Below are 14080 nucleotides of genomic sequence, written 5' to 3' on the forward strand. Positions count from 1 at the left end.
CATTTACGGTGGCCATTAGATCACGTGGTTTCGTCGTCTTGTGCCAACTCACCTCTAGCCTACGCCTCATATGATGTTCTTGTTCATCAGCTCGCAAATTTGCTAGCGGCTTCCTTCAGACCAATCCTCGCGGATAAGCCCTTGCCATTCGCTAGTAGTTAACGTTTAATTACAGGATGTTATTGAACGGTGACCTTCCTACAGAGGACTTTCACCTCATTAGTTCATGCCCATGCTGGGCGTACACAACTGGTTCAAACCGTTCGCTTCGCTCACTGGGACGGGCTAAAGCCCGCCCCTTAACCATACGTTAACTGTACGAAAGTATCGAGTTGGTAATGTCGAATAAAACCGTATTAGAAAGACTTTTAAACGAAATAGAGAAGTACGATAAAAATCGTAATGATCGTGATGCTTTTGCACAAATAGTTTATGAGTCAATCGAAGCCCTGGAGGGGATACCCTATTCAGTTCAGCAGCAAGGTAGGGATTGGCAGTACAAAATTGAAACTGAGGAATACTTCGACAAAGAGGGCTTTGAGTCTGAAATCAATGAGGTAATCCCAAAACTTAAAGCGTGGGTCGATGAGCTTATTCAATCCCACAGTTAACAAGGCCTGCCAGAGGGACTGCCAAACCGCGACGCGCTTTGTCTGCCCCTGCTGGCGGCGTTATGCGTACTGATGAGGAGTCTTCTACATGGAACATAATTTTGAGAAGTTAAAAGAGCATATATTGCCTTTGTCCAATTCAACTGACTTTCATCATGCAAAAAACGAGTGGAAACTTGTTGGTGTTGAAATAAATGAAGACTGGGATAATTGTCCCTGTGGGCAATCGATTAAAGAGCTTTGTTATATTGAAAACCAACTCAACAATCAAAAGACTTACGTTGGTAATGTTTGTATTAACAAATTTATTGGCATTGATACTGGTAACTTATTTGCTGGTCTAAAACGAATAGCTAAAAATGACTCAGCTAACGCAAATGAAGATCTAATAATCCATGCTTATAAACTAGGTTATATATTTGAAAATGAATATAGCTTTCTTATGGACACAAAAAACAAACGAAAATTGTCAGAGAAACAACTCGCTTGGAAACAAAAAATAAACAATCGAATTACAAGCCAAACCGTAGTTCGAGCAAAAGTGTAAATACGCATAGCAAGGCGTTTAAATAGAACTAAAACAGTGGGTTACGTTTCGCTTCGCTACACGTTATAACCCACAGTTTTAGTCCGCTTAACGCGGCGTTACCCATAGAAATCTTAATCCGAAACTCAAAAATTAGAGTTGGGAATCTAACACGCATTTGTCCCAAAGCGTGCTGGGTATCTCCTTCAAACCCGCATGTTCCACTAATGCCAAAAAGGTGAGCCGTGGTGATTTGCGAGACGACCGTCCGCCCCATGGACGGAGCGGTCGAGCATCCAAGGACGGACTTGCTGCGAGTCGACGAGCAAATGGTATGGCAAACCTATAAGTCGGGGCCTATGCATTAAGTTCCCTACAGCTTAAGTTATAAGTCACTCAATCGTACTATTCGTGCACTTTTGTCCCAAAGCGTGCTGGGTATCTCCTTCATACAGACTGGTTACACTATTGCCCAAAAGGTGAGCCATGGTGATTGGCGAGACGACCGTCCGCCCCATGGACGGGGCGGTCGAGCATCCAAGGACGGACTGGCTGCGAGTCGACGAGCGAATGCCATGGCAAGCCTGTGAGAGTGGATATCAGCAAACGCTAAACTGCTAACAACTAAAATTACTGGTCCAAAACATTAGTCTCCAACACATACCGGTCCAAAAGTATGTTGCGTATGTCTTTAAATCTACAGATTACGCGAATGCACGAAAGGTGGAACCATGGTGATTAGCGAGACGACCGTTCGCCCTATGGCCGTTCTTTGGCGTCCATGCCATCGCGGCATTTGTGAATCTTTTCATATCAGACGGGGCGGTCGAACATCCACGGATGGACTATTGCGTGTTGCCGAGCAAATGCCATGACTCATCCATCCATCAGATCCAGCTTTTAAGTGTCCAAAAGTGAGTTGTGTGGTTACGAGTGGAGATTGTACGATTAAGTCACTCTATATAATCAAAACTGTCAGTTTGTGTATGAGTTAGCACAAAAAAGGGGAGTCAGTTAACCTGACTCCCCTTGATATTTCAAAGGTTTTTGCATTTAGAATAGCAAGTGAGCAACACCTGCAATCACAGGCAGTGTCACTAAGGTGCGTAGAATAAACACCACGAAAAGCTCAACGAAGTTGACGGGAATTTTACTGCCGATAAGCAGTGCACCGACTTCACTCATATAGATCAACTGAGTCACAGATAAGGCTGCAATTACAAAGCGGGTCATATCTGATTCAATTGAGCTGGCAAGGATTGACGGAATAAACATATCCGCAAAACCGACCACGATTGTTTTAGAGGCTTCAGTGGCTTCTGGAATATGCAGTAATTCGAGTAATGGAATAAACGGCATACCAAGATAGTTAAAGATGGGCGTGTGCTCGGCAATAATCAGTGCCAGCGTACCAATGGCCATTACCACAGGGATAATGCCAAATACCATATCGACAACGTTTTTAATGCCTTCATTTAAGACCGCTTTTATGCCACCGGCACTTGCGGCTTTTTCTAAGGCTTTATCAAAGCCCCAAGATAAGGCGCCATGTCCTGCAGGGATCAGCTCATCATCTGGCATGCGTGGTGTGTCATCTATGTAGTTGTCTTTCTTCCACGATAATGGTGGCAACTTAGGCACAATCACAGCGGCGGCAAAACCCGCGAGGCACACAGTCAAATAAAAGGGCACAAACATATGCTCTAACTTAACTTGTGAGATCACCACTAAGCTGAAGGTAATCGATACCGCCGAGAAGGTTGTACCAATAACTGCGGCTTCTCTCTGGGTATAAAAACGGGCTTCGTATTGTTTGCTGGTCAGCAAAATGCCGACACTGCCATCACCTAACCATGAGGCCATACAATCGATAGCACTACGACCCGGTAGATTGAACACGGGACGCATGACTTTCGTTAAGAGTGTGCCAAAGAGCTCGAGTAGGCCGAAGTTCAGCAGCAGCGGCAGTAACATACCCGCAAAGATAAATACCGAGAACAACACAGGTAATAAGTCGTTTAAGACTAATGCGCCAGTGCTCGAGGAGTTGATGATCTCTGGACCTAAACCTAAGTAAGTCAGTACGATAAACACTGCACCTAAGATCCGAGTCGTCAACCACATAGGGCTGACATTCAATAAACCATTAAGGAAGTGATTTTGTGTAACGAATGTGGGCTTAAACACTTTTGACAGCAAAGAGGCCAGCGCCGTAGTCACAACAATAATAGTCACAATGAGGGTTAGCACACCGCTCAATGCGCCTTGCAGTGCTTTAGATATGATAGCGATAGGAATTGTGATCGCATCGTTGTAGCTGATAGGGGTCATAAATAACAACAGACCAATCAGCGAAGGGACGATAAAGGTGAGTATCGTCTTAATGTTTCGGTTTTTATTTTCAGTAGCCAATGTTGTACACCTTAAAGTACGAGTCGTACATGGTAAATTTGAATAAATAGCCGCACGTAACAAGCTGTCGACGCTAATTAAGGTGCATTTAAATTCAACTCAAAAACGAGAATGGGGAAGATTACTCGCTTAGCTTCTCTATGTAAAACGATTCGCTAGTTAGTTTGATATAAGCAGCAAAACAGCATAGTTATTTTACTTCAGTTGTCGATAAATTAAGAGTGGTTATATTGGCTTGCATTACTATAAAAACATTATTAAACATGGCATTACCATCACTTACCTTAAGTGGGTTAACGACTGGTTAATTACTTGTTTACTGATGTGTGTGAAACTATCTAGATGTTATTTCTGCACAAAAAAACATCAGTAACTTTAGCCCTACCGCCATGTTGGCTGGTTTTCTGTTCGATTTGAAAGTGCAATAGAGATAACTCTGGCTATATAGCGTTGACGAGAACCTGTTGTGCATATCGCGGTAATGTTAAGGAGTCTTGGGTACTAGGATACATTTTTATGCGATAAGCCTTTAAATCGACTTATCTCAAAAAGTGACCTTCTCCATTATCTTGATGCTTTTGTGATTGACTAAAAAGTCGCAAATAACGATGAAAGTAAAAATATTATTCATAAAGCGGATACCCGCCGCTTTAAATCTTCTCATTTCCATGTAAGTTAGTATTACTCCCATCCAGCTCTAGTATTCATGATCGCAAAAGTACAGAAGGTTACGATTAAAGGCGGCTCAACACTGGCCATTAAGTTTGGTTTTTTGGGGATCTTTGGGCTTTTAATTGGCATTGTCATTACTGTTTTGGGGTTCGATGATTCTGAATTCCATCGCTTCAATTTTTTGAATCACACCCTAAGTGAATTAGGGACTTATGGTCATTCGTCTTTCGCTGTCATTCTTAACGGTGGATTGTTTTTTGGCAGTTTAAGCCTCGTTTTCTATTGTTTGTCTTCTTTGCAGCAGGTGACTTCTTGCTGGGGATACCCTTTCTTTATCAGTTTGGCTCTCACTTTTCTGGCTTTAGCGAGCGTGGGATTATTTCCGGTGAACGTGTATCACTTGCATGTTCTTGGGCTGAAATGGTTTTTCTATCTGGGGAGTTTGAGTGCGATCTTCTATTTAGCCTTGGTCTGTTTCGGTAAGTCTAACTTTGGCCGTTGGACTGGGTTGTTGGCGTTAATAGTCTTATGTAGCATGTTGACGTTTCTGTATGCGCCACAGCTCAATTTAGGTTTGACCGAAGGTGATAGACCGTTTTATCAGGAGATGGTATTGCAACTGCCGCGTCCTACTTTGTGGTGGCCAGCCCTACTAGAATGGATTGGACTGGGAAGTTTATTGTGCTGGACAAGTGTGCTGCTTTTTAGCCAGTTAAGCTTCAGCCAAGATCCCAAAATCATTGGCTGAGTTATCTTTAAATTTAGGCTTATCTTCAGCTTTAGGCTATGGATTCACATGCACAGCAAGGCCCGCTTCACCAAACCAATAACCGTTGCACTGGGTTATACCAAGTTTGCTATTCATTGAGAAATCCTGAGTATTTTTAGTCGCTTGAATCGTATCAACCAAAGCATTGGCTTTAGTGATGCAGTCAAGACTACTGGGTAATACTCGAAACACATCGACCCCCATCTGTGTCATTGCCGCTATTTCACTGCGTAAATCTAAACAGCTAGCGGATTGGGTTTGAATTCCATTGAGTCTGAGTAAAGGTTGCTGCTCTTGGGTTTGCGCGAGTAGTCCTTTACTGTATTCACGGCACACCGTTTCGCAATGATCTTTCGTGAGCTGTTTGTGTCTAGCGGTAAAGCAGCGCGCCGAATGGGCGAGTGGTAAATAGCCGTGGCCGAGCACTTCCACCTCAAATGATGGCTGTTCTTGAATCACTTGTTGCAACCAAGCCTTAGATAGCTCCACTGGCATGACAAATCTTTGCATTCCAAACCGCTGTAAAATGTCTAAACTAGCGCGATTGTAGTTATTGATACTCGCGCCGCAGACAAAGGGTAACTTACGCTCTTTAGCAAGATACACTGCCGCCATATCGTTTGCTTCGACGATAAATTCACCGTTATCGACCTGGCGTTTGAGCTCAGTATATTCAGATGGCGCTTCGATTAAGGCCAGCGTTGAAAGCACGACTTCTTTACCCGCCTGCTTGAGCATTTGCGCCAGCTCTAGATAATCGCCCCACTTGAGTTCGCGTCTGCGGCTACAAACCGCCTCACCTAAATACACTAAGGGAATTTGACTGGCGGCGACTTGCTGGTAAAAATCAGTGACTTGCTGTTTCTGCCAGCAATACAACAGTGGTCCTAGGGAAATCTTCATAAGGTGTCCTTTGTCAATCTTGCTCTCTATTTACCTTTTATTGCCAATCGCGCTCGTAGGCGCCAAGCGTAGTGATCTGACCCTCGGATACTTTCGCTAGGGCTTGTTCCCAATGGGGTTGATTTTGGCTTTGTGAGTAAAGCGCTGGATTATTTAGATAGGTGTCTATGGCTTGACGCCATACTCGAGTGACTTGTTCAACATAGGCGGGGCTGCGTTGACGTCCTTCGATTTTAAGCGACACTATGCCAGCCTTGGCTAGCTCTGGAAGTAAGCTTAAGGTATTCAAACTGGTTGGTGATTCGAGTAAATATTGCGGCGAATCTTGATCTGCTGTGATGTAACGGCCTTTGCATACCACGGGATAACCCATTTGTTCGTCGAGGGCTGATTTATCAATTAACACATCGTTGAGCCGGGTTAATCTGTTCTGTCCTTCTTCTTGCCAGCGTACGTGTTTTGCTGGTGAACAAGATCCACCTGTGTTGGGCGATTGGCCCGTTACATAGGATGACAGCTGGCAACGCCCTTCGGCCATAATGCACAGACTACCAAAGGCGAATACTTCCAAATCCACTGGGCTGACTTTAGCAAGATCCCGTACTTGTTTCATGGATAACACTCGTGGCAATACTACTCGGGCGATGTTAAAGGCTTCCTTATAAAAGCTCAGCGCACCCAGATTGGTTGCACTGGCCTGCACCGATAAATGCAGTGACAGGTTTGGATAGTGCCTATGGGCATAATCGAGTAAAGAAAGATCGGCGACAATTAATGCATCCATACCCAGTTTTGCCGCTAAATCGATAGCCTGATACCAACGATGCTCTTCACCGGGCTTTGGAAAAGTATTTAAGGTCAAAAAGATTTTTTTGCCGTGCTTTTGCGTCAGCTCAGTGGCTTCTTGCAATTTTGCGGGGGTGAAGTTTAATCCTGCAAACGAGCGCGCGTTGGTGTCGTCTTTTAACCCTAGATACACAGCGTCGGCTCCGGCATGTAATGCCGACTTTAGCGAGGCCAGATTTCCTGCTGGACACAACAGCTCCATAGTGATGCTCCCGATAAAATGATAGCCGCTGAGTGTAGGTAAGATTGAATGGCGATGAATTGATTTAAAACAGGTTTAAGATCATAAAATCCCGATAAACTGGGATATATCATGTTTTATTCTTGTAGGGTTCCCGCTATGTCCGCTGTTTTTTTCGCAAAATTTGCTCAGCAACTTTTAGAGTTCACCCCAAAAGCCATTGGCTTTCCCCTTGCTAAGATGCCGTTTAGCCTCAAAGCAAAAGCCATCAGCCAATTGCTTGAACTCTTACTTGCCGAGCAAGCTGCTGACGATGAGCTTGGATTTTTGACGGATAAATGGGTCGCGATTCGAGTGGAAGATATAAACTTAGCCTTCGAAGTCAGTTTTAATGGAAAATGGCAAGTCAGAGAGCTCACCGATGCGCAGGTGACCTTTAGTGCCAACTCTGCTGAGCTAGTGTTAGTGGCGGCGGCGAAGGAAGATCCCGACACGCTATTCTTCCAGCGTAAGCTGAGTATTCAAGGTGATACTGAATTAGGACTTGAAGTGAAAAACCTGCTGTTAAGTATCGAATTTGCCAGTATGCCAGCCCCAATTCGTCTTAGTGTTGAAAAGCTTGCCGCTGTGATTGAGCGTCTGCAAATTGAAGCGAAACCGACAATTATTCTCGCCAAATCCCCTAGTTTTAATTAATGCTAACTTTTATATAAAACAAAAAGCCCCGATGAGAAATCATCGGGGCTTTTTTGAAACTGTTTGCTATTAATTATTTTTGTGTCACGGTTAAGTTTATTTTTGCGTTAACACGGCAAATTTCACTAACAATTCGTCGTTAGATTCGACACGGTTTGGATCTGGGTCGATGCAATCAATGGGGCAGACAGACACGCAAGTCGGTTTGTCGTAGTGACCCACACATTCGGTGCAACGGTCTGGATCGATTTCATAGATCTCTTCGCCCATAGTGATGGCCTGATTAGGACATTCAGGTTCACACATGTCGCAATTGATGCAGCTATCGTCGATCAGTAGTGCCATGATCTTAACCTAGTTCATGTGGGTTGCGAGTATCCTGACCTTGGGGCAAGTTACGCAGCAAAATACCGTGGCTCAAATCGACTTCTTTCGGCACGGGTAGATACACAGTGTGCCCCGAACCTAAACCGGCTTCAACCGCTTCAGCTTTGCGATTTTCGAGTTGTTCAATCGTCAAACTGATATTGCCCTGCGGCGTCATCAGTTCAACACTGTCGCCAACGGAGAACTTGTTTTTTACTTCAATTTCGGCCAATCCTGCAAGATTACGTTTTCCCGTCAGTTCACCTACAAATTGTTGGGTGTCACTAACTGAGTAGCCATAGTCATAATTTTGATATTCATCATGCACATGGCGACGTAAAAAGCCTTCGGTATAACCACGGTGGGCTAGGCCTTCTAATTGATTCATTAGACTGCGGTCGAAATCTTTACCCGATGAAGCATCTTCAATCGCGCGGCGATACAGTTGTGCGGTACGGGCAACGTAATAGAAGGACTTAGTGCGGCCTTCAATTTTGAGCGAGTCTATGCCCATTTTAGTCAGGCGCTCAACGTGCTGAATGGCCCGTAAGTCTTTAGAGTTCATGATATAAGTGCCGTGCTCATCTTCGAAGGCGGGCATGTATTCGCCGGGGCGATTGGCTTCCTGTAGTAGGTAAATTTGATCTGTGGGAGCGCCTGCGCCTAAGGTCGTTAGCGTTTCAATTTGCACCGCATTTGGCATGGCAATGATGTCACCGCTGTCATTTTGCTGCGCTTCGTGTACATCGTATTTCCAGCGACAAGCATTAGTGCAGGTGCCTTGGTTAGGATCGCGTTTATTGATATAACCCGAGAGTAAACAACGGCCTGAATACGCCATACACAGGGCGCCATGCACAAACACTTCAAGCTCGATATCGGGGCAGCGCTGACGAATTTCTTCGATTTCATCTAAGGACAATTCGCGTGACAGGATCACGCGTTTGATGCCTTGGGTTTGCCAAAACTTTACCGAGGCCCAGTTGATGGCATTCGCTTGCACGGATAAATGCACCACTTGATCAGGAAACGCTTCACGCACCATCATGATTAAACCTGGATCGGACATGATCAGTGCGTCAGGCTTCATCGCCACTACGGGTTCCATGTCCTTGATATAGGTTTTTAGCTTGGCATTGTGGGGCGCGATATTGCTCACCACATACAGCTTTTTACCGAGTGCATGGGCTTCTTCAATCCCAGTGGCAAGGTTTTCCATTTTAAAGTCATTGTTACGTACCCTTAGACTATATCTTGGCTGACCGGCATACACTGCATCTGCACCATAGGCAAAGGCGTAGCGCATGTTCTTTAAGGTTCCAGCTGGAGACAGCAGCTCAGGTTTAAACATAATCACTCTCAAATGGGTTAATAAATGACGCGGTGCGCGGGGGCGGCATTTTACACAATGAAAGTAGGGGTATGCAAATTGCCTTAGTTAACTTTAGCAGTACTTCACATTTTACGAATATAGTGAGTTTGGCTTAGATCAACTGGAGCGGAATATTTCAACTTGAGTGATGATTGAGGTCGATGATCAAGACAGATAAGTAAGGCAAAATTGATAACGCAATCATACAAATTATTAACGTCTGCAGTTTTTTCTACGCATCTAATGACAGCCAACTGATATACTCCAACAATCCAATGTTGATGTTTACAGATTGATGGGAGTTAAGATGTCTACCGAACATCTACTGTTAGTCAGTTTATTAAAAAAACTAAAAGACGATGCCTTAGTACTACCGACCTTGCCTGAAGTGGCGATGCGGGTGCAAGAAGTGGTTGGACGCTCCGATGCGAGCCTTAAGCAAGTGGCTGAAGTGATCGGTCAAGATGCAGCGATTTCTGCGCGTATTATTAAGGTCGCCAACAGCGCGTTATATAGCCGAGGCGTGCCAGCTGAAAGTATCAACAGTGCGGTTTCTCGTATTGGTTTAATCCAGATTAAAAGCATTGCCACTTCGGTGGCGATGGAGCAATTGTTCATTTCCACCAATGAAATGGTGTGGGAAGTCATGGACGAAGTGTGGCGTACCTCAATCGATGTAACTGCTGCGTCTTGTGCCATGCTGCAGATGTACAATAAGCGTCATTCAACCAGTCGGTTAAATTTTGATACCTTAACCTTAGCTGGACTCGTGCATAACATTGGCGCTTTACCTGTATTGACAGAAGCGGAGGCGCATCCCCATTTATTCACTAGCATTGATCAATTACGCGCGCTCGTACGTAAAATGCAAGGGCCTTTGGGTCGTGCGGTTTTGAAAAGTTGGGATTTCTCTACCGAAGTGATGGAAGTGGTTGAGCGTTGGGCTGATTTACCTTATCTACCCGATCATGTCACCTATCTCGACTTTATCCGTGCAGCGGCCTTTTATACCGGTGAATTGCGAGCGGGCACTGAACTAGAGCAACGTCTCGGTGTGTTTGTCGCCCGTGGATTACCTGTGACGACCGATGATTTAGCCAGTGATGAGTTTATGGATAAATTCCATTCAATTAGAGAAAGTTACCAATAATCGTTAGGCCTAAATGGAATTCAAATGGCGCTGATATCTTTTATCGTGTCATTTGAGAAAAAGCTTACGTGGTATGGCAGAGGCCAAGGTATGTTCGTAATCGGGTTAGTTGTCGCTTCTCTCGCTTTATTGATATTTTCATTGTATATCCTGCAGTCAAAATACAGATCTTTACGGTCGCAGCAAAATTTTTTAGCACAGCTTTGTACCCAGCTAGAGCAGCAAAAGGTTGAACGCCAAGCTTTAGACATTGGCATCGTCCCCCAAGCGTTTGCTCCTCTCTACCATACTTTAAATGAATTATTAAAGGCGTTACCGGCAAGTGTGGGTAAGGATAAGCTAACAGGACTAGTTAATCGTGTCGGCTTGAAACGTACTCTTACTGGCATGATGCCGCTGACTCAAGGGACATTAGTGCTAATTGATATTTATCGATTTCGCTATGTGAATGATCTCTTTGGTTTTGTATTTGGCGATATCCTGCTGAAGCAATTTGCCGAACGCTTAAACAGCTTAAGTTTATCCCCGAGATTAATCGCACGCCTCAATGGTGATGAATTTTGTTTGTATTACGAGCAAGCGTTGACTGAGGAGCAATTAGTCCACTTAAGAGGGCGGTTGCAAGTGCCTTTTAACATTAAGAACACGCCAGTCAGCGTTAAGCTTCAAATCGGCTGTCTGCATTTACAAGAACACCATGCCGACACGAGTCAGATGCTACGTCGAGTCGATTTGGCGCTGAAGAAAGCCCGCCATTCTCGTAGCGCGATTGCATACTATGCCCAAAATGATGATATTCGTCAGTTAAGGGAACTGAAAATTATCGATAGTTTGCCTAAAGGTTTGCAACGTAATCAAGTATATATGGTGTATCAAGCTAAACAGGATATTGCCACGGGTCGATGTTTTCAGGTTGAAGCCTTGATGCGTTGGGAGCATGACGAACTCGGGATTATTTCTCCTGGAGAATTTATTCCCTTAGCCGAATATGCTGGCATGATTGATTTAGTCAGCCAATGGGCACTCGATCAGGTTTTAGTACAGCAGGCAAAATGGCGCGCGGCAGGGATACAATTGTGTGTTGCAGTTAACCTGTCGACACGGGACCTTGACAGTGAAACCTTACCCCAAGAAATTGCTGCAAGATTAGCCTATTACCAGCTCCCACCCGAATCTTTGATGATCGAAATTACTGAAAGCACTTTAATGGCCGATTTGACTAAGGCAGTCGAGACGTTAGGAAAGATACGTGCCTTAGGGGTTAGACTTGCAATTGATGATTTTGGTACGGGTCATTCTTCTTTAGCTTATTTAAAGCATTTACCCGTTAATGAAGTCAAAATCGATAAAGCCTTTTTAAAGGATCTAGAGCAGGATAAACCGTCGGAATACATCCTCGAAGCCAGTATTAATATTGCTAAAAAACTCGGTTATGAGGTAACTGTTGAAGGAATTGAAACGCTTGAGATCAGAGATAGGTTAGTGGCTATGGGGGTTGATACTATACAAGGTATGTATTACGCGAAGCCCATGAGTGCCGCCGAACTCGAAATGAACTGGGCCCAACTACATAATACAATCTAAACCTTGTGCTCATTAAAGTAAGCGCTCGTCAAATCAAATGCTTGTTAAATCAAGAGTATTAAGGCTTGCAACCGAGCCTTAATACTGTCCAGTTATCGTTATTTGAGTTGTACTTCTTTGAGTGATTTTTGTTGCCTTTGCTGATGTCGAAATAAGCTCAGAAAATCGCGCGCGTACTTGTATGTAAGAGTATTAGCTTTGTTCGCTTGATGTGAAACCAAGACTTAATATGGCGATTAACTCTGCCGGCATAGGCGCTAATTGGCGGGCTTGATTCATACACACCATTTCAATGGTTGCCGTGACCGCAGGCTTTTTACCCTGTGGACGCCAAATCTCCTGCTGCCACACAGTGCGATACTTGCTCTCAAAGTAAAACTTAGTGCGAACATCGATAATATCGGCAAATTCCACCCCCTCATGGCACAACATATCGCTACGATACACAGCAAAACCCAGTTGGTTTTGTTGCCATAATGCACTTAAACGCTCAGCACCAATCACATGTTCACGGGCGCGCTCGAAGTATTTCAAAAAGTTGGGGTGATACACAACGCCAGAAAAATCAGTATCTTCATAGTAGATTTGCACTGGGAAAGAAAAGGTCTGGCTAAATTGCGGCATGGGGCTAGGGCTATTCTAGATAGTTTTATTGCGCAATAGTCTAGCGCCTTATCTCTTAAAACAAAACCTCTAATGCGGAGAGACAAAATTGCTGTTAAGGGAAATGTGCAGACTACTTTAGGTCGGCAACGGCGATGCTTAATCTGGAGATGATTGACAATGTGACGACTGAAATCGTCATTAGATTCGATTATGGGACGCTTTTCTGCTTATAGATAAAATGCTTGTTACCCAAAAAATATCACGCTAATCAGGCAGTAAAATCACACTATCGTGCCTAATTCATTAATCCCTTCCTATACTGATAACTGCAATCCCTTTCTTACGTTGATTTGCTAGGTTGAGAGCTTTATATGAGCGAAATTAAAAAATCAGAAATATTGACTGAGAGTGGCACAAATGAACTCGAAATTATTGAGTTTCATCTACATAAGACACTTCCTAACGGTGGCCATAAGGTGTGCCATTACGGTATTAATGTCGCCAAAGTGAGAGAAGTAATTAGGGTGCCAGAAACGTCAGATTATCCCAATGCCCAGCGGCACATGGTTGGGGTGTTCTCGCTGCGAGAAAAGTTGATTCCTTTGGTCGATCTTGCCGGTTGGCTCGGAATATCGACACCAGAGGATTTAACCCACAAAGTGGTCATAGTGACTGATTTTAATAAGATGATTAATGGATTTTTAATCGATAGTGTTCGTAGCATCCATAGAGTGTCGTGGGAGCAAGTTGAATCGCCGAGTCAATTTTTAGAAGCGGGTGAAAATGATTGTGTCGTTGCCGTAGTGCGCCGTGATGGCATGCTCATTATGATATTGGATTTTGAGAAAATTATTGCTGACATTAATCCTGAACTGAGTATGGATAAGTACGATGTCACGCTCGATAGAAGTGTATTGATCAATGATAAAATGCTGGCGAAACGTGAAGCGAAAACGATTTTAATTGTCGATGATTCCGCTTTTATTCGTAAGATGATCGAAAATACCCTTCGCAGCGCAGGTTACAACATTATTACAGCCAAAGATGGTGGTGATGCCCTTGAAATGCTGATGGAATTTGAGAATCTTGCTGACCAAGATAATGCTTCTATCTCTGATTTTGTCAGCGCCATTATTACGGATGTTGAGATGCCTCGCATGGATGGCATGCATTTGGTGAAACGCTTAAGAGAATCCAAGGCGTATCGACAAATGCCAATTGTGATGTTTTCCTCTTTAATGAGTGAAGATAACCGCGCAAAGGCGATGGCATTAGGTGCTAACGATACCATTACTAAACCAGAAATTGGTCGTATGGTCGGTATGATAGATAAATACGTATTCGAAGAGTAATGCTATTTCACTTAGCGGCGATATTTGAATATGG

13 protein-coding genes are annotated in these 14080 nt (G+C 44.0%); 7 read left to right on the top strand and 6 right to left on the bottom strand.

Annotated elements, in window-relative coordinates; translation table 11 throughout:
- Window positions 1–338 precede the first annotated feature (338 nt).
- Window positions 339–611 carry a hypothetical protein gene (locus tag L5M71_RS18000; RefSeq protein WP_219235952.1) on the top strand — a complete coding sequence of 91 codons (273 nt, stop codon included), beginning with the start codon at window positions 339–341 and terminating at the stop codon, window positions 609–611.
- A gap of 88 nt (window positions 612–699) precedes the next feature.
- The gene (locus tag L5M71_RS18005) at window positions 700–1158 is read left to right on the top strand and encodes a hypothetical protein (RefSeq protein ID WP_219235956.1); all 459 of its coding nucleotides are present in this window, start codon (window positions 700–702) and stop codon (window positions 1156–1158) included.
- A gap of 1032 nt (window positions 1159–2190) precedes the next feature.
- On the opposite strand, the gene L5M71_RS18010 is transcribed toward L5M71_RS18005, so the two are convergent.
- Window positions 2191–3549, bottom strand: a complete 1359-nt coding sequence (locus tag L5M71_RS18010; RefSeq protein ID WP_173243401.1) for a YjiH family protein — start codon at window positions 3547–3549, stop codon at window positions 2191–2193.
- 706 nt (window positions 3550–4255) lie between these two features.
- Here L5M71_RS18010 and L5M71_RS18015 point away from each other — a divergent pair.
- Window positions 4256–4969, top strand: a complete 714-nt coding sequence (locus L5M71_RS18015; protein ID WP_028761881.1) for a hypothetical protein — start codon at window positions 4256–4258, stop codon at window positions 4967–4969.
- Window positions 4970–5005: 36 nt separating this feature from the next.
- Here the strand turns inward: L5M71_RS18015 and L5M71_RS18020 are convergent, their stop codons facing one another.
- Window positions 5006–5893 (bottom strand): U32 family peptidase, encoded by an 888-nt coding sequence (locus tag L5M71_RS18020; protein ID WP_263208817.1) that lies wholly within the window; start codon window positions 5891–5893, stop codon window positions 5006–5008.
- A gap of 37 nt (window positions 5894–5930) precedes the next feature.
- Entirely contained in the window at window positions 5931–6941 is a 1011-nt protein-coding gene (locus L5M71_RS18025) for a peptidase U32 family protein (protein WP_263186064.1), read from the bottom strand.
- Between the two features lie 138 nt (window positions 6942–7079).
- On the opposite strand from L5M71_RS18025, the gene L5M71_RS18030 reads away from it, so the two are divergent.
- Window positions 7080–7616, top strand: coding sequence for an SCP2 domain-containing protein (locus L5M71_RS18030; RefSeq protein WP_263208819.1), 537 nt, complete (start codon window positions 7080–7082; stop codon window positions 7614–7616).
- 96 nt (window positions 7617–7712) lie between these two features.
- Here the strand turns inward: L5M71_RS18030 and L5M71_RS18035 are convergent, their stop codons facing one another.
- Together L5M71_RS18035 and yegQ are read right to left on the bottom strand one after the other, a co-directional pair.
- Window positions 7713–7961, bottom strand: coding sequence for a YfhL family 4Fe-4S dicluster ferredoxin (locus tag L5M71_RS18035; RefSeq protein WP_107404010.1), 249 nt, complete (start codon window positions 7959–7961; stop codon window positions 7713–7715).
- Between the two features lie 4 nt (window positions 7962–7965).
- On the bottom strand, window positions 7966–9333 hold the full coding sequence (gene yegQ, locus L5M71_RS18040; RefSeq protein WP_263208821.1) for a tRNA 5-hydroxyuridine modification protein YegQ: 1368 nt from the start codon (window positions 9331–9333) through the stop codon (window positions 7966–7968).
- A gap of 328 nt (window positions 9334–9661) precedes the next feature.
- Between yegQ and L5M71_RS18045 the strand changes: the two genes are divergently transcribed.
- Both L5M71_RS18045 and L5M71_RS18050 read left to right on the top strand, forming a co-directional pair.
- Entirely contained in the window at window positions 9662–10504 is an 843-nt protein-coding gene (locus L5M71_RS18045) for an HDOD domain-containing protein (protein ID WP_131523262.1), read from the top strand.
- 90 nt (window positions 10505–10594) lie between these two features.
- A complete protein-coding gene (locus L5M71_RS18050) occupies window positions 10595–12088 on the top strand; it encodes a putative bifunctional diguanylate cyclase/phosphodiesterase (RefSeq protein WP_263208914.1) in 1494 nt (497 codons plus the stop codon).
- Between the two features lie 192 nt (window positions 12089–12280).
- Here the strand turns inward: L5M71_RS18050 and L5M71_RS18055 are convergent, their stop codons facing one another.
- Entirely contained in the window at window positions 12281–12712 is a 432-nt protein-coding gene (locus tag L5M71_RS18055; protein ID WP_212599310.1) for a thioesterase family protein, read from the bottom strand.
- A gap of 353 nt (window positions 12713–13065) precedes the next feature.
- Here L5M71_RS18055 and L5M71_RS18060 point away from each other — a divergent pair, with 353 nt between their 5' ends.
- A complete protein-coding gene (locus L5M71_RS18060) occupies window positions 13066–14046 on the top strand; it encodes a chemotaxis protein (protein ID WP_028761419.1) in 981 nt (326 codons plus the stop codon).
- Window positions 14047–14080 lie beyond the last annotated feature (34 nt).

The sequence above is a fragment of the Shewanella sp. SW1 genome (assembly GCF_025653545.1).
Lineage (GTDB): Bacteria > Pseudomonadota > Gammaproteobacteria > Enterobacterales > Shewanellaceae > Shewanella > Shewanella oncorhynchi.